Origin of the sequence: Desulfolutivibrio sulfodismutans DSM 3696, from assembly GCF_013376455.1 — a bacterium.
In the GTDB taxonomy this organism is placed as follows: Bacteria; Desulfobacterota; Desulfovibrionia; order Desulfovibrionales; family Desulfovibrionaceae; genus Desulfolutivibrio; species Desulfolutivibrio sulfodismutans.
Genome location: NZ_CP045504.1, coordinates 4152565 through 4173040, shown reverse-complemented (window position 1 = coordinate 4173040; position 20476 = coordinate 4152565). Strand labels below are relative to the sequence as shown.

The 20476-nt window shown below is 63.3% G+C and carries 18 protein-coding genes; 9 read left to right on the top strand and 9 right to left on the bottom strand.

Translation table 11 applies throughout. The features are described 5' to 3' along the window. Positions 1-5: 5 nt before the first annotated feature. The 3 genes from GD606_RS18970 to GD606_RS18960 form a co-directional block, all read right to left on the bottom strand. Positions 6-407 (bottom strand): Ros/MucR family transcriptional regulator, encoded by a 402-nt coding sequence (locus GD606_RS18970; RefSeq protein ID WP_163303337.1) that lies wholly within the window; start codon positions 405-407, stop codon positions 6-8. A 552-nt stretch (positions 408-959) separates the two neighbouring features. Then, positions 960-1736: an EAL domain-containing protein gene (locus tag GD606_RS18965; RefSeq protein ID WP_163303336.1), complete on the bottom strand. Its 777-nt coding sequence runs from the start codon at positions 1734-1736 to the stop codon at positions 960-962. Positions 1737-2028: 292 nt separating this feature from the next. Beyond that, on the bottom strand, positions 2029-2181 hold the full coding sequence (locus tag GD606_RS18960) for a hypothetical protein (RefSeq protein ID WP_163303335.1): 153 nt from the start codon (positions 2179-2181) through the stop codon (positions 2029-2031). Between the two features lie 98 nt (positions 2182-2279). Here GD606_RS18960 and GD606_RS18955 point away from each other — a divergent pair, with 98 nt between their 5' ends. The 7 genes from GD606_RS18955 to GD606_RS18925 all read left to right on the top strand — a co-directional run bounded on the left by GD606_RS18955 (position 2280) and on the right by GD606_RS18925 (position 7918). After that, positions 2280-3635 carry a MiaB/RimO family radical SAM methylthiotransferase gene (locus GD606_RS18955; protein WP_246298896.1) on the top strand — a complete coding sequence of 452 codons (1356 nt, stop codon included), beginning with the start codon at positions 2280-2282 and terminating at the stop codon, positions 3633-3635. Further along, positions 3632-4192 carry a DUF4416 family protein gene (locus GD606_RS18950; protein ID WP_163303334.1) on the top strand — a complete coding sequence of 187 codons (561 nt, stop codon included), beginning with the start codon at positions 3632-3634 and terminating at the stop codon, positions 4190-4192. Before GD606_RS18955 ends, GD606_RS18950 begins: the two co-directional genes overlap by 4 nt. Positions 4193-4205: 13 nt before the next feature. After that, positions 4206-5087, top strand: a complete 882-nt coding sequence (locus GD606_RS18945; RefSeq protein WP_163303333.1) for a YicC/YloC family endoribonuclease — start codon at positions 4206-4208, stop codon at positions 5085-5087. Between the two features lie 31 nt (positions 5088-5118). Next, positions 5119-5382, top strand: a complete 264-nt coding sequence (locus tag GD606_RS18940; protein ID WP_163303332.1) for a DUF370 domain-containing protein — start codon at positions 5119-5121, stop codon at positions 5380-5382. Then, entirely contained in the window at positions 5372-5992 is a 621-nt protein-coding gene (gene gmk / locus GD606_RS18935) for a guanylate kinase (protein WP_163303331.1), read from the top strand. The genes GD606_RS18940 and gmk overlap by 11 nt, the downstream gene beginning before the upstream one ends. A gap of 144 nt (positions 5993-6136) precedes the next feature. Then, positions 6137-7033, top strand: coding sequence for a tetratricopeptide repeat protein (locus tag GD606_RS18930; protein ID WP_163303330.1), 897 nt, complete (start codon positions 6137-6139; stop codon positions 7031-7033). 27 nt (positions 7034-7060) lie between these two features. Beyond that, the gene (locus tag GD606_RS18925; RefSeq protein ID WP_163303329.1) at positions 7061-7918 is read left to right on the top strand and encodes an HDOD domain-containing protein; all 858 of its coding nucleotides are present in this window, start codon (positions 7061-7063) and stop codon (positions 7916-7918) included. 328 nt (positions 7919-8246) lie between these two features. Here GD606_RS18925 and GD606_RS18920 read toward each other — a convergent pair whose 3' ends face one another. The 6 genes from GD606_RS18920 to GD606_RS18895 all read right to left on the bottom strand — a co-directional run bounded on the left by GD606_RS18920 (position 8247) and on the right by GD606_RS18895 (position 18034). Continuing rightward, positions 8247-9515, bottom strand: a complete 1269-nt coding sequence (locus GD606_RS18920) for a DUF401 family protein (RefSeq protein ID WP_163303707.1) — start codon at positions 9513-9515, stop codon at positions 8247-8249. 168 nt (positions 9516-9683) lie between these two features. After that, complete coding sequence (locus GD606_RS18915) at positions 9684-11198, bottom strand: outer membrane homotrimeric porin (protein WP_163303706.1); 1515 nt, start codon at positions 11196-11198, stop codon at positions 9684-9686. Positions 11199-11823: 625 nt separating this feature from the next. After that, positions 11824-13338, bottom strand: coding sequence for an outer membrane homotrimeric porin (locus GD606_RS18910; RefSeq protein ID WP_163303705.1), 1515 nt, complete (start codon positions 13336-13338; stop codon positions 11824-11826). Positions 13339-13974: 636 nt separating this feature from the next. Then, positions 13975-15489 (bottom strand): outer membrane homotrimeric porin, encoded by a 1515-nt coding sequence (locus GD606_RS18905; protein WP_163303704.1) that lies wholly within the window; start codon positions 15487-15489, stop codon positions 13975-13977. Between the two features lie 215 nt (positions 15490-15704). Beyond that, entirely contained in the window at positions 15705-17417 is a 1713-nt protein-coding gene (gene recJ, locus GD606_RS18900) for a single-stranded-DNA-specific exonuclease RecJ (protein ID WP_163303708.1), read from the bottom strand. A 290-nt stretch (positions 17418-17707) separates the two neighbouring features. Next, positions 17708-18034, bottom strand: a complete 327-nt coding sequence (locus GD606_RS18895; protein ID WP_176629352.1) for a hypothetical protein — start codon at positions 18032-18034, stop codon at positions 17708-17710. Positions 18035-18284: 250 nt separating this feature from the next. Here GD606_RS18895 and GD606_RS18890 point away from each other — a divergent pair, with 250 nt between their 5' ends. Continuing rightward, positions 18285-19169, top strand: coding sequence for a M15 family metallopeptidase (locus GD606_RS18890; RefSeq protein WP_163303799.1), 885 nt, complete (start codon positions 18285-18287; stop codon positions 19167-19169). A 308-nt stretch (positions 19170-19477) separates the two neighbouring features. Continuing rightward, complete coding sequence (locus GD606_RS18885; protein ID WP_163303800.1) at positions 19478-20419, top strand: hydrogenase small subunit; 942 nt, start codon at positions 19478-19480, stop codon at positions 20417-20419. Positions 20420-20476: the final 57 nt, after the last annotated feature.

Below are 20476 nucleotides of genomic sequence, written 5' to 3'. Positions count from 1 at the left end.
CAGGGCTAGTCCTGTTTCTTGACCCGCTTTTCCCACAGCCGCATGTCTTTCATCTTTTTGCGGCGTTCGCGCTGCAGTTCCTTGCACACCAGGGGCATGTTCTTGGGATACCCCCACTTGGCCCGGTATTCATCCGGCGTCAGGCCGAATTTGGCCAGGTGTTTCTTGGTCAGGATCTTAAACGACTTTCCCGACTCCATGCAGATGATGCTTTTTTCCCGCACAGCCTTTTTGGGATCGGCGGGAACGGCCGCACCAGCCTCGGCCGCAGGCGCGACGCCCTCGGCGATGGCCCGGATGCTGTCCGCAAGGCGGCGAACCATGGAGGTGATTTCATCCTCGGTCATGTTTCGCACGCTGGCCTGGGCTCTCACGATTTCCAAAGCTTCCTTCAAATAATCATCCATTGCCGTCTCCTCTCGTAAAAAAAGTCAAAAACCTCTTCTTCAACTCACGCGTAAAATTCATCTACTGCTTCTTGACCACTTTTTCAATATGCAAGTGATAAAAAAACTGCGGTCTGAAAGTTGAAAAAGAGTCTTCAACACAGCTCCCCTGGGGCCTTGTGAAATGTTGCTCTAGTATCTTCCTGCACCCGGAACTTGTTCGGACATTCCATCCCCGCCCTTGCCCAGGCCTGCCTGCGAACCGCAACGGCGGGGATCGGCGCTCCCGTCCCAACCGAACAGCATTGCCTGCACGGCCAGCGTGCCAGGACCGTCCTGACACAGACGCTCCCGGAGATTTCCCTCCAGCCGGACAGAAAAAAACCGCTGAACCGGGGCGGTGCATTGAAAAGCGCATGCCTGTCCTTCAAAGCGGCATTTCAGCCTGGCGCTTTGGGCGCCCCAAAAAAAAGGAGACGGGGCGCGAGGGTAGCCCCGTCTCCAAGTACAGATGCGGCGAACGTGGGAAAACCCGAGGGCATGGGATCTCCCCGCGTCCGACGCGCCCCGTCGTTACAAACCGGGGGGAGGGCCGTTTGTGTCGAAAAGTCCAAACGACTTTTCGGAGGGCGAAACGGCTGGGAAATACGCGCCCTGCCCGAACCGGCAGCGCAAGTCGGCCAAAAGATCGTACTTCGAGGCGCTGTCCACTCCGGCCACGATCACGTCCATGAGCAGATTCTCGGCAAAGGCGCACACGTTTTTGAGCCTCTCCGCGAAACCGGGACCGGTAAACGCCGCCTGAGGGGAAAGGCCGTGGTCGGCCTCATGCCCCACCCGCAGATAATCGGCGGGCAACATTTCCAGGAAGCGATAGGGAAGATGTTCGATGTCGGAAAAATCGATCCCCAGTTTCAGGCCGTGGCGTTTCAGTTCCAAAAAGGCGTTCAGGGAAGCCAGCGGCTCCTCCTGAAGCTCCTCGCAGTCAAAGACCAGCACCACCCGGGCGGGATCGAGATCCAGGCCGGACACCACCTTGGCGGCCACTGCCGCCGCCCGGGCGACATCCCGGCCACCCCGGGGCGCTCCCACAGCGGCCAACAAGAGTCCGGGGGCGTCGCCGTGGCGGGACCACCGGGAATATTCCCGGCACACCGGCTCAAGAACCGAAAGGGGCAGGCCCCTGCCGGACAGATGCCCACCAGCAGGCGCTGCCGTATGGGCGCCCGCCGCAAGTCCGACAAAACAATCCTGCGCAAGGCCGCGGTACTGGCGGGGATAGCGCACGGTCCCTGCGATCTCGGACCAGGCAGGCGCGGCGCTCACAGCGGCGACGACGCCGGATTCCATGTCGACTACGGGACGGCACGAAACGGGAAAATCACGATGCGGGCCATGGGCCTCATCCCTGCTGCGGCCACCAGGGGTCACGGGGCAGGGACGGGAAAAAGACGATGCGGGAAGCGTGTCGTGTAGGGGCATTCCCCTACATCTACAAAATCCGGGCCATGCCGCGTACAACTCCAACAGGCCTGAATAAAAAACAATTTTTATTTTCCCCGGAAAACGGGACCAAGGGAATCCCTCAAAAGGAACCGGGGTGTCCTTTTTTCAGGACAAAGTCCTTAAACCAAGACGCGCCTCACCAGCCGCCCGAGATACGCACAAGTTCCCAGACCCTGGCCAGAAGCCGCAGGCGCGCGTCGGTGGGAATGCTCAAGGCCATCATGGCCAAAAACACCGCAAACGACCCAAACACCACCACATCGAACATCGGGAGAATATACCTGCGCATGGCCGCCTCCAAGGGAAGTTTTTTCCGTATGCCATGCCATGAGCAACAACCATTCCCGCCGCGTCCCCAAAGGCGGATCGCGGGCATGGACCTTCGCCGTGCTTGGTGGTAAGCGCCCCCAAACCATGAACGGCGACCGGACATTTCATTTCCGCACCCTGGGCTGCAAGGTCAACGCCTACGACGCCCAGGCCCTGCGCGAGGAGTTGCACGCCCGGGGATATGTCGAGGTCGACTCCCCGGACGACGCCAGCCTTCTCGTGGTCAACACCTGCGCCGTGACCGCCAGGGCGGCCGCTGAATCCCGGCGCATCGCCGCCGCCCTGCGCCGCGACCACCCCCGGGCGGAAATCATTGCCGCCGGATGCGCCGTACGCGCCGTACCGGGTTTTCTCGACGGCCTGCCCGGCATCGCCGCCGCGCCGGTGATCGCCGATGTGGCCTCGGCCATGCCCCCTTTCTCCGACAGCCCCGCCGCGCCGCACATGGCCGCCGCTGCGGGCGTCTCGGAATTTCCCCGGGCCCGGGCGGTCATCAAGGTCCAGGACGGCTGCTCCCACGGTTGCGCCTATTGCATCATCCCCCGGGCCCGGGGGGCGTCGCGCTCCCGGCCCGTGGCTCAGGTGACGGCCGAGGCCCTGCGCCTGGCCGCAGCCGGATTCCGGGAAATCGTCCTAAGCGGCATCAACCTTGGGCATTACGGGCGCGACCTGCCCCAGGCCCCCGACTTCTGGGATCTTTTGGCCGCCGTCTGGCGCACCCTGGAATCGGCCCACCCCGGCCTGGTCCGCCTGCGCCTGAGTTCCCTGGACCCGGGCATGCTCACGCAAAAGGCCCTGGATGTCCTGGCCGCTGCGCCGTCCGTATGCCCCCATCTGCATGTTTCCCTGCAAAGCGCCGCCCCGGAAGTTCTGGCCGCCATGCGCCGGGGCCATTATCACCCTGCGGACGTGGCGGATTTCGTGTCTGACCTGGGCCGGATCTGGCCGGTCATGGCCCTTGGAGCGGACATTCTGACCGGATTTCCCGGCGAATCGGACACCGACTTCCGGGCCACCCTGGATTTCTGCCGCGCCCTGCCCCTGACCTACGCCCATGTCTTTCCCTATTCCCGGCGTCCCGGCGCCCTGGCCGCAAATTTCCCCGGCCAGCTCCCGGCCGACGTGAAAAAAGAACGCGCCCGCATCCTGCGCGAACTGGCCCGGGACAAAAAAACCGCCTTCGCCCGCACCGTGGCCGCCCTGCCCCGGCTGGCCTTTGTGGCCGAACGGGCCAGACCCGCCCGGGGCGTGTGCGAATATTACCTGGAATGCCGCCTGGGCGGCCCCGGACAGGGCGACATCCGCCTCCGGCAACTGGTCGCGGCCGTGCCGCTCGGGGTCGCGGGGGCGGACGCCACGGACATCCTGGTCCGCGCCGCGTCCCCGATGCCCCCCCATAAGGACGCTTCATGAGCACCCCTGGCGATCCCGGCCCGGCCATGGCCGTGCTCTCGGTCTTAAGCGCCCGCATGGACGACCTGTGGCCCGTGCTGTTGCCCCGGATCACGGACCTTCTCGGCCCCCCCTGCCGCATATCCGAAGACTTGCCCTTTTCCTTCACCACATATTATGATGCCGAGTTGGACACGCCCATCGTACGCCGCCTGCTGGGATTTTCCCGGCTGGTTCCCCAGGACGCCCTGGCGGACGTAAAGCTTGCCACCAACGCCCTGGAAAAGGCCCTGGCCCGCGAGGACGGCCGCCGCACGGTCAACCTCGACCCGGGACTGCTGACCCAGGAGCGCCTGGTCCTGGCCACGGGCAAGAACTTCGGGCACCGCATCTATCTGCGCGACGGCATTTTCGCCGATCTGACCCTTGTCTTTCGCAAAGGCTCCTGGCACATCCTGCCCTGGACGTTTCCCGACTACCGCTCCCCGGAGCTTCAGGCCGAACTGACCGCGCTGCGGGGGATTTTCCGCCAATGTCCGGAAATCTCCAAGGCCACACCCCAACCATCATCCGCATAAAGGACACGACCCCATGCCCAAAAGCATGACCGGCTTCGGCCGCAGCCGACTGGAAAACGACGCCTTCACCCAGACCTGGGAGGTCCGGGGCATCAACAGCCGCTTCCTCGACCTCAAATGGCGGCTGCCCCTTTTTCTGCGCTGCCGCGAGACGCAGCTCGAAAAGGTCGTCCGCGAGTACGCCACCCGGGGGCGCATCGAAATCCATCTGCATTTCCAGTCGCCGCGGCCCGAGATCCAGCACATCTCCTTAAACCGCCCCGTGGCCCTGGCCATGTTCGACCAACTGGCCGCCCTGGCGGCCGAACGCGGCGCCTCGTTTTCCCCGGACGTCAACCGCCTGCTGTCCGTGTCCGCCCTGTGGCAGGAGGATCTGGACGAACCCGATCCCGCCCTGGTGGCGGCCCTGTCGGAGGGCCTGCGGGCCGCCCTGGCGGATTTCTCCGAATCCCGGGCCAAAGAAGGGCAATGCCTGGCCAAGGACATCGTGGCCCGGCTTGGCAGCATGGACGCCTGGTGTGCGGACCTGGCTCGGCTGGCCCCCGGGGTGAAGCAGGAACGCACCGACGCCCTGTTGGCGCGCATCCGGACGGCCATGGACAAGGCCGGGGCCGAAGTCTCCGAGGATCGCCTGCTGCAGGAAACGGCCATCCTGGCCGACCGTCTGGACGTCTCCGAGGAACTGACCCGGCTGGCCGAACATCTCAAGCGCCTGCGGCGGCTTTTGGCCGACGGCGGCGAGATGGGCAAGAAGCTCGACTTCCTCATCCAGGAGACCTTCCGGGAGATCAACACCTGCGGCAACAAGGCCCAGAGCATGGACATCAGCCGTCTCGTGGTGGACTTCAAGGCCGAACTCGAGAAATGCCGCGAACAGGCGCAAAACATCGAATGATCCGGCCCGCTGGCCGACACGGAGCGCGTCCATGGCGAAAAACGCCCTCTTGAACATCGGGTTCGGCAATTTCCTGGTGGCCTCGCGGGTGGTGGCCATCGTCAGCCCCACGTCCTCCCCCATGCGCCGCCTGCGCGAGGACGCCCGGGCGGACAACCGGCTGGTGGACGCCACCCAGGGCCGCAAAACCCGCTCCATCATCATCACCGACTCCAACCATGTGGTGCTCTCGGGCATCCAGGCCGAGACCATCGGCCAGCGTTTCATCCAGGAGGACGCATCAGATGACGACTAACCGGCTGGGACTTTTATTCGTGGTCTGCGCCCCCTCCGGCGCGGGCAAGTCCACCCTGCTTGCGGCCCTGTGCCGGGAATTTCCCGAGCTGGCCTTCTCCGTGTCCGCCACCACCCGCCCGCCCCGGCCCGGAGAGGTGGACGGCCGCGACTACCATTTCATGTCCGTGGAGGAATTCTCCAGCCTGCGGGACACCGGACATTTCGCCGAGTGGGCCAAGGTGCACGGCAATTTCTACGGCACGCCCATGCGCCCGGTGGTGGACCAGCTGGCCTCGGGAAAAGACGTGCTCTTCGACATCGACGTGGCCGGGGCCGACCAGTTGCGCCAGGTCTTTGCGGATGGGGCCTACGTGTTCATCCTGCCGCCATCCCGGGAAGAATTGGCCAGGCGGCTGTCCGGCCGGGGCACCGAAACCCCTGAAGTCGTCGCCCGCAGGCTGGCCAATGCCGCTGGCGAGATCGCCCAGGCGGCCCGCTTCGACTATCTGGTGGTCAACGACGTCCTGCCACAGGCCCTGGACCGGCTACGCGCCGTGTATCTGGCCGAACGCTCCCGGACCCGGCTTTTGCCCGGACTTGTGGAGAAGCTTGTGGCCCAGTTCCGCTGAGGACGTTTCATGGGGACTCGTCCCACGCCCCCACCCGCCAAAACTTGCGGAAAGCAGAAAATTCTTTCAAATCCGGCATTCTTCAAGTATATCTTTTGAAAAGCCCCCAGGGGATCGCAACGCCGAACGCAAGGGGCATCGACAATGGCTGACAAGGACGAACTTTTTTCCGTACGCGAATCCGGCGGTGAAAAGCACCAACCATCCGGCAAGGCCCATGACCGGATCAAAGGTGTTTTTTCCACCCAGGCCATCCAGCGCGTGGGCACAGGCACCACCACCCGGAAAACCATACAGAAAATGTACTGGTTCGTGGAAGAGCTTGGCGACAAGCTTCTGGAAATACAGCCCCTCAACAAAAACTACGTCCCTTCCGGCCCGAAACGCAAAATCACCGTGGACGAGCTCCTGGAGAAGTTTTCCCCGGAGCCTGAATTCTACGTCAGCACCGTCTACCCCAAAATGCGTGAACTCAACATGACCATCGTCAAGGGAGAGAAGCACCGCAGCAAGGGGGAGATATTTAGCGCCGAACTCGAATTCGGCCAGGCCTTGGCCGTGGACGAGGAAAACGTCCGGGCCAACTTCGGTTTGGGGCTAACCTACCTGGACCGGGGCGAGGCCAACAAGGCCCAGGACATCTTCGAACGCCTGGTCCGGCTGGATGCGGCCTTCGACAAGGAACACAAGCATCTTTTCAATGAGTTCGGCATCAACCTGCGCAAAAACAAGATGCTCGACCAGGCCCTGGACTACTACAAACGGGCCGAAGATCTGACCCAGAGCGATGAGAACCTCCTCTATAACATCGCCCGGGCCTTCTTCGAGAAAAAAAACATCGAGCAGTGCTTTGAATATTTGAAAAAAGCCCTGGATATCAATCCCGATCTCATGGCGGCGAAGAAGTTCATTACCTACCTGGTGGAAAAAAATCTGCTGCCCGGCCAAGTCGCCTCCGACATCATCGGCAGCGCCGACACCGCAGCCTCCTCTTCACCCTCCGATCCCGAATCCGGCGGACCAATCAGCGGGCAGCCCTGATCTTCCCCGGATACCCCTGGAGAGAGCATGAACCACGAACGCGGACAAAGCTTTCTTCTGGAGCTGCCGACCCTGCGCCTGGAACTCCCCTTCTCACCCATCCTGCTCAACAAGCTTTTCTTCCAGACAGGCGACGGCTCCATGGCCCCCCTTGATGACATCGCGGAAACCATCGCCAAGGACCAGGGGCTTACGGCCAAAGTCCTGACCATGGCCAACTCCGCCTTCTATGGCCTGCAATCCGAAGTGCGCACCGTCAACCGCGCCGTCACCGTGCTGGGCTTAAACGAGATTCGCACCCTCATCCTGGCCCTGGGCGTGCGCCACATCGCCACGCTCCACCCGCTGCCCGGAACCTTCGACATCTCCAGCTACTTCGAGCATCAACTGGCCGTGGGGCTGGCCGCCAAGGAACTGGCCCCCGTCCTCGGCGCCCCCGACGCCGACAATCTCTTTACCGCCGGCGTCCTCCACGACCTGGGAAAACTCCTCACCGCACAGCACCGCCCGGCCGACTGGAAGGACATCGAAACCCTGGCCAAAACCGACGTCATCCCCTTCCACCTGGCCGAGGACCGGCATTGGGGCCTCGACCACGGCCTCATCGGCTCCATGGTCCTCAAGGCCTGGAACCTGCCTTCCGAGCTTACCGAACCCGTCAACTGGCACCACGCCCCGACACACGCCCCAGACCATCGGCGCGCCGCCCTGACACTGTGTACAGCCGACGCCATCATCCACTTCCTGACCAATCCGGTTGCACCGGCCACTGCACCCTGGCAGAACGTGTTGGCCAAATTCCGCCTCTCCATAGACGACACCCTGGAATCCATACAAACCGTCCTGGCCTCCCGCCCGCCCAACCTGTTCGCCGCCGCCGCATAGCACCCGGAGGCAAAGGCGGGTGGGGGGCGCTGCCCCCCACGCCCCCCGCCAGGGGGCTAAGCCCCCTGGACCCGTAACGTGCGGCCCCTGGCCGACGCTTTCGCGTCAGCCAGGGGCCGCAAGGTTCCGTGCCCAAAGGCCCAGGCTCCTGGCCGGAGGCCTGTGCCCCTGCCGAACACCCGCGTTTCCGAGTCGTTGCCCCTGCCGCGACGCGGCCGGGGCAACGACTCGGTGACGGGGGGTCCGGGGGGACATTGGTCCCCCCGGGCGGGGCTCGGGGCGGCAGCCCCGATGCCGGGCGGGGCCGGGGCGGCAGCCCCGATGCCGTTTAGAGCAGGGCGACGTAGACGAGGCTGGCGGCCAGGAAGATGGCGCAGGGCGCCACGAGGCGTCGCCAGGCGGACGCCAGATCCACGTGGTAGTAGGAGCAGGAGAAGATGAAGCAGATATGCAGGGGCGAGATAAGCACGCCGGTATAGCCGCACAGGATGGCCAGGGTGATCCAGGCCATATCCGGGCCACTTTGGGTCATGGGGATGACGGCCATGAGCAGCGGGAAGGCGGCCCCCACGTAGGCCATGGTGATGCCGGAGACGAGACCGACAAGAAAGGGAACGATGACGGCGGCAGTGACCAGGACGGCCTCTTTTCCGGCCGAGGAGGCGAGGGTTTCGGCCACGCCGGTGGCCCCGAGGACATCCTTGAAGATGAAGATGGCGGCGATGACCGCGAGCATGTGCAGGGTGTGGCGGTTTTTGAGCTCGTAAAGGATCTCGCGGGCGGGAACCCGGTTTTGCAGGGCGCAGACCAGGCTTGCGGCGGCAAGCGCGATCATGACGCCGATTTCGAAGGGCAGATCGCTTTTGAGGGCGGCGAAGGCGGCCTCCGCGCCGACCGCGCCGAGGATGGCCGTCAGCAGGGGCAGGCCCAGTTTGAGCAGGGTTTTGTAGTCTGTTTTTCCTGTGACATGTGGAAGCGCGGCGGTGGTTTTGAGGTTTTGCCGCAGAAAAAAAAACCATCCGATGGCGACGCAGCCCACTGCGGCGGGCCAGGTGATGGCCATGATGGAGACCAGAGAGACGTTGGCCAGGGAGGCGGCCATGATGACGCCGGGATACAGGGGCCAGCAGGGTTCCCACAGGTGCCGAAACCAATAATTGATGAGGGCCTGGTCCTTGGCGGAGACGCTCAGGGGGTCGCCCACGCTTTTGACCATGGGGGCGGAGAAGTGCGCCCCGCCGGGCATGGGCAACAGGCCGATAAGCGCCGGGAAAAAGGTGATGCGCAGGGCCGGATTTGTGATCAACGGAGCCACGGCGCGCATGAGCCGGTCGTTTTGTCCGGTTTTCTCCAGAAGGTCGCTTAAGGTCATGATGCAGGCCACGATGCCCGCCAGGCTGAGGGTCTGGGGGTCGGCCAGGGCGCGGGCCGCCGTGGCGATCCAGGTCAGGGGGGACAGGGCGAACAGGGCGGCCAGAAGGATGCTGCCCGCCAGGATGGACAAGGGCAGGCCAAGGCGCAGGCGGATGCCCGTGAGCATGGCGGCGAAGGCGGCCAGCACTTTGAGAAGGGGGAACAGACCGGCGAGGACATCCATGCGACACATCCGAGGGGGGTCTCTTGTTGCCAGACGAAGGCGCTTTGTACTCCTGCCGGAGTCGACAGGCAAGGCGTGGCTGGCCAGACGGAACCCGGAACATGGAAAAAAAATGGCCGGGATCCGAAGATCCCGGCCGAGGCATCGGCGAAACAGATCACGCGTCCTTTAGAACTTGTACTGCAGACCGAGAGCCACGCGCCAGGCGTCCTGCGCCTTGTTGGCAAGACGGGGGCCCCACACGCTCTTCTGGAAATGGCCGTGGGCGTAGCCGGTCTCGATGATGGCGGCCAGGTTTTCATAAATCATGTACTTGTGGTCGAAGCTCAGTCCGAACACGTACTCGCTGGCGGTCAGGTCGCGGCCCATGGTGAACAGGCCGTTCGAGGTGTAGCCGGGATAGGTGTAGTCCACGCCATAGTACGCCGGGGTCACGACGGCGCCGGTCATGGGCACGGCAATACCAGCGGCGGTGATCGCGTAGTTGGCGTAGTTGATGTTGCGGAAGGCCCTGGACGAGTTGGTTCCCTGCACATACACGAAGGTCAGGCGGTGGGTCAGCTTCTCGATGAAGGAGATGTTCTTCAGGGAGAGGCCCAAGCCCCAGGAGCCAACCGGGTTCATGTACATGTTGCTGTCGGCGCCGAGTTCCTGTCCGCCGTCGAACAGGAAGGAGGTGCCGCCGTTCCAGGACGAGAAGGTGTAGGGCATGCGCTCGCTGCCGTTACGCCAGGAGCCGTCCTCACCGGTGCTCCACCAGCCGAACACGGACGGGGTCAGGATATCCCAGCCGGTGTATTCGACGGCGGCGTCGATGAACCAGCCATGGCGCTGGCTGCTGCTGCGCTCATTCATGGCGCCCTGTCCGTAAATCACGTCGGCGTAGAACTTGATGGGATCAAGGGCGTCGACTTCAATCGCGCCGCCCAACCACCAATAGGCGTTCTGACGGTCCTTCCAGCCCGGGATCAGGTAGCCAGGGGAAACCAGGTTGGCGGCGGCCTCGAAGTTGTAGGCCGCATTGCGTCCGGCGACGCCAATGGCGGTCCACGGGGTCACGCTGAAGCCATCCAGGGTGATGGGCAGGGCCATGAAGAACAGGTCCAGCTCATCAGCCACCTGGGTGGTGGTGGCGTCCCACTGGCCGTTGTCATAGAAACGGCTGTAGCCGACCAACAGTCCCAGGGTGTCGGGCACCAGGGGAGCGGTGATCACCAGGGCGGCGGCCTCGGAATCGAAGATCAGGCTGCCGTCAAAGTACTTGCTCTGGGGAATGGCCAAGGGCTGACGACCGGCAGTGATCTCGATGTCGGTGTCCGGCCACTTGAACTGCAAAAAGGCCTGGTAAACGTCAATGGACACGGCAGGCGCGTCGGCGGTCAGGGTGCCGCGACCCCACCACTGGTTGTTCACGCGGATGCCCAAGCGGAACTTCAGGGCCTCGTTGGCCACGAAGTCGGTGCGCAGGCGGAAGCGCTGGCTCACGCCGAAGTCGTCTTCGGTCTGGGTTCCGGCGGCGGTGCCGCCGTTGAACTGGTTGGACCAGCCGGTGAAGTTGCGGCCGTTCCACCAGTTGCCGTAGACACGGAAATCACCGGTCATCTTCACTTCGGTGGCCGCCTGGGCGCTGGCGAAACAGCCCAGGAGCAAAATGGCCGCCAAAGCAAGAGTCAAACGTTTCATGTTCCTTCCTCCATGTTGCGGATTCGTGCCGGTTGCCGATGCCTGGCATCCGTAAGATCTGCCCCAAAAAAAACAGACCACCCTCTACGAACGCTTGTGCAACTTCTAGCCAAGCATTGTGTCTTTTGCAAGGGAAAAAGGCAATTTTTTTGACACAAGTACAATTTTTTTTACACTAATGACACAGAAAAATTTATTCTCAAAAATTAGAGAGAGATAGCATGAGTTGATTTTGATTATCGTCTGCAACAACAATTCACAGCACACACCGTACAGCACCCCATATCAATCACAATATGCACACTATTTCGCTTTCGTACGTAAATAAATCCCCCCGGATTCCTCGTCCGTCGCCAGCGGACAGATGAAACCGCAACTTGCACAACATATCCGTTATTTTATCTGAAACTACGTCAGATAGAATACACAACACGTCCATTCCCCTGGTCGAAGTCTCTGAAGTATTACGAAGTGCCGGGGTTCACCCTGTGGCGTTCCCGTGCTCGCCCGCACCGTTTTGAAATGTTCACCTCCGCGTGGCAGCGCCCTGCCGGGCGCACCAAAAAAAACGGCCGGGATCCGAAGATCCCGGCCGCCGCATCGGCATTATCCGGTCATGACTCCATTAGAACTTGTACTGCAATCCGAAGGCCACGCGCCAGGCGTCCTGCGCCTTGTTGGCAAGACGGGGGCCCCACACGCTCTTCTGGAAGTGGCCGTGGGCGTAGCCGGTCTCGATGATGGCAGCCAGGTTTTCATAGATCATGTACTTGTGGTCGAAGCTCAGTCCAAGCACATACTCGCTGGCGGTCAGGTCGCGGCCCATGGAAAACAGGCCGTTGGACGTGTAGCCAGGATAGGTGTAGTCCACGCCATAGTACGCCGGGGACACGACGGCGCCGGTCATGGGCACGGCCACGCCGGCGGCGGTGATCGCGTAGTTGGCGTAGTTGATGCTGCGGAAGGCCTTGGACGCGTTGGTTCCCTGCGTGTACGCGACGGTGATGCGGTGGGTCAGCTTTTCGATGAAGGAGATGTCCTTCAGGGACAGGCCGATACCCCAGGTGCCGATCGGGTTCATGTACATGTTGCTGTCGGCGCCGAGTTCCTGTCCGCCGTCGAACAGGAAGGAGGTGCCGCCGTTCCAGGAAGGAACGGTGTAGGGCATACGCTCGCTGCCGTTGCGCCAGGAGCCGTCCTCACCGGTGCTCCACCAACCGAACACGGACGGGGTCAGGACATCCCAGCCGGTGTATTCGATGGCGGCGTCGATGAACCAGCCGCGGCGGTTGTTGACCTGACGGTCAGCCATGGCGCCCTGGCCGTAAATCACGTCGGCGTAGAACTTGATGGGGTCAAGGGCGTCGACTTCAATCGCGCCGCCCAACCACCAATACGTATTCTGATTCTCCGACCAGCCCGGGGCGATGGCGCCCGGGGTGACCAGGTTGGCGAGAACCAGGCTGTCGTAGTTGGCATTGCGGCCGCCGATGCCCAGAGCGGTCCACGGGGTGATGCTGAAGCCGTCCAGGGTGATGGGCAGGGCCATGAAGAACAGGTCCAGTTCATCAGCCACCTGGGTGGTGGTGGCGTCCCACTGGCCGTTGTCATAGAAGCGGCTGTAGCCGATCAAGAGGCCCAGGGTGTCGGGCACCAGGGGAGCAGTGATCACCAGGGCGGCGGCTTCGGAGTCGAAGACCAGCCCGCCGTCGAAGTAGCCGCTCTGGGGCAGGGCCAGGGGCTGACGGCCAGCGGTGATTTCGATGTCGGTGTCCGGCCACTTGAACTGCAGGTAGGCCTGGTAGACGTCGATGGACACGGCAGGCGCGTCGGCGGTCAGCGTGCCGCGGCCCCACCACTGGTTGTTCACGCGGATGCCCAAGCGGAACTTCAGGGCCTCGTTGGCCACGAAGTCGGTGCGCAGGCGAAAGCGCTGGTTGACGCCGAAGTCGTCTTCGGTCTGGGTTCCGGCAGCGGAGCCACCGTTGAACTGATTGGACCAGCCGGTGAAGTTGCGGCCGTTCCACCAGTTGCCATAGACACGGAAATCACCGGTCATCTTCACTTCGGTGGCCGCCTGGGCGCTGGCGAAGCAGCCCAGGACCAAAATGGCCGCCAAAGCAAGGGTCAAACGTTTCATGTTCCTTCCTCCATGGTTTGGATATGTGCCGGTTGCCGATGCAAGCTTTCCCAGGATCAGCCAATGAAAACTGACCGCCCTCTGTGAAAGCATGTGCAAGCTTTAGCCCAATCGGAAAACACATGCAAGGGGAAATGGCTGTAAATTTGACACAGGTACAAAAAATTCTACCTTCTGTGCAATTCTATATTTCTCTGTAATTTCATTATATTAAGATTCTAAACAAGCCGTCGCCCCTCCCTCCGGCCGCTGCGCAGTGCAAAAAGAGCATCTCGCAGAGCCAGGCCAAGAGACGAAAACCCATGCGCATTCCGCCCAGCCGCCTCCCCTCCCCCCGCCATGGCGAATTGCCCTCAGCCGGCCAGTACGATGGCGATGGAGCCACTGTGGCGTAAAAACACCGGGCAGTCAGGGACCGAAAGGGCTCCGCCCTCGCGCAGCACCGGGCGTACGGTTCCGGAGCGTTGCGATTCCCGCCGCGTTTTGCATCTTGCGTCGTCCGGCTACCAGCTCCCCCTGCCAGGTCTGGAGAGGACTTTCACCTCCAAGTGGGTGCGCCCTGCCGGGCGCACCAAAAAAAAGGCCGGAACCCGAAGGTTCCGGCCACGGCATCGGCATGATCCGGCTACACTTTCATTAGAACTTGTACTGCAGGCCGAAGGCCACGCGCCAGGCGTCCTGGGACTTGTTGACCAGGCGCGAACCCCACACGCTCTTTTGGAAGTCGCCGTGGGCGTAGCCGGTCTCGACGATGGCCGCCAGGTTTTCATAGATCATGTACTTGTGGTCGAAGTTCACTCCGATCACGTACTCGCTGGCGGTCAGGTCGCGGCCCATGGCGAACAGGCCGTTGGAGGTGTAGCTCGGGGCGTAGTAATCCACACCATAGTAGGCCGGGCTGTAGGTCGTGCCGGTCATGGGCACGGCCATGCCGGTGGCGCTGATCAGGTAGTTGGTGTAGTTCGTCGCCCGGATGGCCTTGGACGAGTTGGTGCCCTGCACGTACGCGAAGGTGATGCGGTGGGTCAGCTTTTCGATGAAGGAGATGTCCTTCAGGGACAGGCCGATACCCCAGGTGCCGATCGGGTTCATGTACATGTTGCTGTCAGCGCCGAGTTCCTGTCCGCCGTCGAACAGGAAGGAGGCGCCGGCGTTCCAGGAGGGCACGGTGTAGGGCATACGCTCGCTGCCGTTGCTCCAGGAGCCGTCTTCACCGGTGCTCCACCAGCCGAACACGGACGGGGTCAGGACATCCCAGCCGGTGTATTCGATGGCGGCGTCAATGAACCAGCCAGCGCGCTGATTGACCTTGCGATCGCTCATGGCGCCCTGGCCGTAGATCACGTCGGCGTAGAACTTGATGGGATCAAGGGCGTCGATCTCGATCGCGCCGCCCAACCACCAATAGGCATTCTGATTGTTCTTCCAACCCACATCGCTGAAGCCCGGGGTGACCAGGTTCGCGGCCACCAGGCTGTCGTAGTCGGCGTCGCGGCCGCCGATGCCCAGAGCGGTCCAGGGGGTGATGCTGAAACCGTCCAGGGTGATGGGCAGGGCCATGAAGAACAGGTCCAGCTCATCAGCCACCTGGGTGGTGGTGGTGTCCCACTGGCCGTCGTCATAGAAACGGCTGTAGCCGATCAAGAGGCCCAGGGTGTCGGGCACCAGGGGAGCGGTGATCACCAGGGCGGCGGCTTCGGAATCGAAGACCAGCCCGCCGTCGAAATAGCCGCTCTGGGGCAGGGCCAGGGGCTGACGGCCAGCGGTGATCTCGATGTCGGTGTCCGGCCACTTGAACTGCAGGTAGGCCTGGTAGACATCGATGGACACGGCGGGCGCGTCGGCGGTCAGGGTGCCGCGGCCCCACCACTGGTTGTTCACGCGGATGCCCAAGCGGAACTTCAGGGCCTCGTTGGCCACGAAGTCGGTGCGCAGGCGAAAGCGCTGGTTGACGCCGAAGTCGTCTTCGGTCTGGGTTCCGGCAGCGGAGCCGCCGTTGAACTGATTGGACCAGCCGGTGAAGTTACGGCCGCTCCACCAGTTTCCATAGACGCGAAAATCACCAGTCATCTTCACTTCGGTGGCCGCCTGGGCGCTGGCGAAGCAACCCAGGAGCAAAATGGCCGCCAAAGCAAGGGTCAAACGCTTCATGTTCCTTCCTCCGTTTTACACATTGCAACCAGATGCCGATGCCTGCCATCCTTCGCGAGGTTTTCCCCAAAAAAACGGAACCCTTCGCGCGGATGCGTGAGGCCTTTTTACGCCTGGCCCATGTGGTTGGCAAGGGAAAAACGGTGGTTTTTTGACGCAGGTATAAAATTTTTTACGGTTAAAAAAGTTGAACTCACCTTTTTCAAAAAGTGAACCTAGCTCCCCGAACTCTTGATATCCTTGACATCCTTGATCCGCAGTTCGATCCTGGGCAGTCCGTCGTAGGTGTCCAGGCGCGGCGTGAAGGCCACCTGCACGGCCCGGCCCACCATGGCCTCGGCGATTTCGCCCGCCATTCGCCAGCCCTTGCCCCGCAGGGTCACCTGGGCCGTTTCGTCGCGAAGCGACACCACCACATGGTCCCCGCCTCCCCCAAAGGTCCGCCGGGACAGGGCCGTCACCGGCGGAGAGGAAAACAGCGGCTCGGGATTGCCCGGCCCAAACGGCTGCAAAAGCTCGATCTCCCGCACCAGTCCGGCGTCGATGCGGGAAAAACCCAGTTCGCCGTCCAAGGTCAGCACGGGCGGAATGGGCTCGGCCCCGATGCGCCGCACCACGGCCGCCTCGAACCGCTCCCGCAGGGCCGCGACGTCGCCGTCCGCCAGGGAAAAGCCCGCCGCCTGCCGGTGCCCGCCGAATTTGCTGAACAGATCCGACACCTCGGTCAGGGCCTCGTGCAGATCCAACACGGAGATGCTGCGGCCCGACCCTTTGAGGGCCCCGCCCTCCTCGGTCACGATCAGGGTGGGCTTGTGCGTGGCGTCCACGATGCGCGAGGCCACGATGCCGATGATCCCCGAATGCCAGCCCGGCCCGTGCAGGGTCAGGGAAGCCCGGCCAGGGAACGTCGCCGCCTGGGCCCGGGCTTCTTCAAGGATGCGCTCCTCCTCCTGGCGGCGCTCGGTGTTTTCCTGATCCAGGAAGGCCGCCAGGGGTCTGGCCGTGTCCATGTCCCCGGCCAGGAGCAGGTCCATGGCCGCATCCGCCCGGCCCATGCGCCCGGCGGCATTGATGCGTGGGGCCAGGCCGAAGCCTACCTGCCCCGCCCCGATGGGGGTCCCCGGCGTCTGCCCGCAGACCTCGCGCAGGGCCCGAACCCCGGGCCGGAGCGCCTCCGACAGGAGCAACAGCCCGTTTTTGACCAGAATCCGGTTCTGGCCCCGTAGCGGCACCACGTCGGCCAACGTCCCCATGGCCACCAGATCCAGGAGCCTGCGCACGTCGCACGGCGTCCCCGGGAGCATGCGGTTCAGCGCCGCCGCCAGAAAAAAAGCCACCCCCACCCCGGCCAGATCGCTCCCGGCGTTCTCCGACAACTTGGGGTCGCACACCGCATCCCCAGGCGGCAGCTCCGGCCCGGGCAGATGGTGGTCCGTGACCACCACCGTCATCCCCAGCTCTTTGGCCCGGGCCACCTCGGCCACGTTGGTGATGCCGCAGTCCACCGTCACCAGCAGGGAAACCCCGTCCCGGGCCAGGGCCTCGATCCCGGCCATGTTCAGCCCGTAGCCCTCCTCCAGCCGGTTCGGGATGCGCCAAGCCGCCGGGAGGCCCCTTTGCCGCAAAAAATCCAACAGAAGCGTCGTGCCGGTCACCCCGTCCACATCGTAATCGCCCCACACGGCCAGCCGCTTCCCGGCGGCAAGGCCCGCCGCCACGACCTCGGCCCCGCGCGTCAGCCCCGGAATCTCCCCCGGCGGCATGAGATGCCGCAATCCCGGCGACAGATAAACGTCCATCTCCTCCACGGTCGAAAGCCCCCGGCCGCGCAAGAGTTCCACCACCAGATCGGAGACGCCCAGGCGATGTCCGAACCCCGTCGCGCCGCCACCCTGGCCGCGCATCTTCCAGCTTTTTTCCAGGCTCATGCTCATGCCGCCACCATCGCCAACCCGCCAGGGAATTGCAACCCCCCGCACAAGCCGTGCGCCATGGACATGCGCCCGCCAGAACCCGGCCCGCCCTGTCGACCGCGACGTTCATATATAATGATGCGGAGAAAACACCGGCAGTACGGCCAAAGCCTTGGCCGAAACCGAAAACCGGGACCGCTGGCGCACGTCGTCCCGTCGTCCCGGCGACGGGACGTGTTCCCCGGGCACGCCGCCTGCCATTTTGGGAGTCAGGCCCCGACGACACCGGCGAAGGGCCGACCGCCCTAGTTTCCCAGGGCCTTGCCGCCGCCGGGGAGGTTCCCGGCCCCGGGCAGGGGATCCTCCGAGGCCTTGCCCACGGGGCCCGTGGGGCTGACGCGCAGGGGCTGCGCAACGGGGGGCCGGGATTGCCCGGGGGAGGACATGCCGGGCTTCGGGGCCGCAACGGGGACGGCGGCGCCGTCCCGGGCGGCTGGCGGCGGGGACGGCGAAACCGCGTCCGCCGTGTCCCGGAAGGCCATGGCGGTCAACAGGGCGGCATACAGGATGACCACGCCGACAATGACAATGACGAGAAGCCCCGGAATGGATTTTTGCCGCGTCGCGTCCATTTTTCTCTCCTTTTGGCGATACCGGGAAAGGGGCGTCCCTTGCAGGGCCGCCCCTGCTTGGCCCGCAGCATGCGGGCAGGCTGGCGGGCGAGGGAGTTCGATGGCAAAATACCGTTGATCGCCGGGCAAGGGAAGCCGCAACTCCCTGTGCCCTTGGCGCATGTTTCAGACGAAACCCAGGGGGAGAGGAGAACGTCTCGCCATGATCATTTTTCCGCATTCTTGCGCATATCGGATATGGACTTATATCTTGACTGGATCACTGTGTTTTGCCGGAGTCGCCCTGCCGACGGCGCGGGCCGGGGCTGCCGAGACGCCCCACGGCGCGGCGGCCCTCGGAGAGTCCGGGACGGCGCAGCAGCTTGACCTGGCGGTCCTGCTGGCCGCCTATCCGGGGGTGATCGTGGAGGTCGTGGACGAAGATGGCCGGTTTTTCGTGGTCACCCGATCCGGAAAGCGGTTCGTCTATGACGACGGCCGCGCCAAGTCGGCGGATGAGGCCCTGGAGGCCCCCGACCTGGAAGACATGCTGGCCCAGCCGTACCAGCCCGGCCCGCTGGCCGGCGACCCCCCGGCCGGGCAGCATCCGGGCCGACGGCGGGTGACGGAGTTTTTGACCGAGGTCTACGGCCGGGACGCGGCCGAGGTGTCGGCCGCCTGCCGCCCGGTGCGCTTTTTGGACCGCACGGTGCCCTTCAACACCAGAAACGGCGCGGCGGACGCCCTGGAGCGGGTCGCCGCCCGGCTTGAGGACTTGGTGGCCCGGGATCGCGGACTGCGGGACGTGCTCTACCCGGTGGTGGGCACCTTCAACTGGCGGACCATCGCCGGGACCAGCCGCCTGAGCATGCACGCCCTGGGCATCGCCGTGGACGTCAATCCGGGCCGCAACCCGTACTGGCGTCACCACCGGCGTCCCTCGGACAAGCTGGCCCGGAGGCAGTCCTTCCCGGAGGAGGTGGTTGCGGCCTTTGAGGCCGAAGGGTTCATTTGGGGTGGTAAGTGGGCGGAATATGACATCATGCATTTTGAATACCGGCCCGAGCTATTGATAAAAGCCAGGGCGCTGCGTGGTGATCGATCCGGATTGGTCGAGGGGAAGAAATCTGACAAAAATGGACATGCAGCACAATAAAAAAGACGTCCCTGCCGTCTGCATAAGAAAATAAAAAAGGTAATACGGACTCGACCAGACTGTACAGTTACATGCTATGATTGCGTCTTTGCTTGTTTTTTTCCGGAACCCCATTGACCTTTCGTTGTAAAAGTGATTCTTGGACGGAAGTATATCGTGATGTTTTTCACGTTGGCGGCCATGCTTCAGTCCCGCAACGAAGGGGACACAGAGACAGGCCGCTGTCGGCAACGGCACAACCAGTGCGCCGGAATCCCGAGGGTGGCGATACAGCCGGCGCGTTGGCCCTAACTGAAAGGAGGAGTTTTATGAAATTCTCTGTGGGTCTTGGCAGGGAAAATGCTGAAAAACGGCTTGAAGATCGGGGCGTCACGCGCCGCGACTTCATGAAGTTCTGCGCGTCCGTGGCCGCCGCCATGGGCATGGGCCCGGCGTTCGCGCCCAAGGTGGCCCAGGCGCTCACCGCAGCCAAGCGTCCCTCCGTCGTCTGGCTGCACAACGCCGAATGCACGGGTTGCTCCGAGGCGATCCTGCGCACGGTGAAACCGTTTATCGACGAGCTGATCCTGGACACCATCTCCCTGGACTACCATGAGACCATCATGGCCGCCGCAGGCGAGGCCGCCGAGGAAGCCCTGCACAAGGCCGTGGCTGCGCCGGACGGATTCTTCCTGGTCGTCGAGGGCGGCATTCCCATGATCGAAAACGGCGCCTGGGGCAAAGTCTCCGGCAAGACCATGCTCGAGACCACCAAGGAACTGGCCCCCAAAGCCAAGGGCGTCATCTGCATGGGCACCTGCTCCTGCTTCGGCGGCGTCCAGAAGGCCAAGCCCAATCCCAGCCAGGCCGTCAGCGTCAAGGAAGCCACCGGCGTGACCACCATCAACATCGCCGGTTGCCCGCCCAACCCCATCAACTTCGTGGGCGCCGTGGTGCATGTGCTGACCAAGGGCATTCCCGAACTCGACAAGGACGGCCGTCCGAACATGTTCTTCGGCGAGACCGTCCACGACAACTGTCCCCGTCTCAAGCATTTCGACGCCTCGGAATTCGCGCCGTCCTTCGACTCCGAGGAAGCCAAAAAAGGCTACTGCCTCTACGAACTGGGCTGCAAGGGGCCGGTCACCTACAACAACTGCCCCAAGGTGCTGTTCAACCAGACCAACTGGCCGGTTCAGGCCGGACATCCCTGCATCGGGTGCAGCGAGCCCGATTTCTGGGATTCCATGAGCCCGTTCTATCAACAGTAGCCAAGGCCGCCGCCCGAGAATTCAGGTCGGCTGTCACTCACGAATCATCATCGCTTG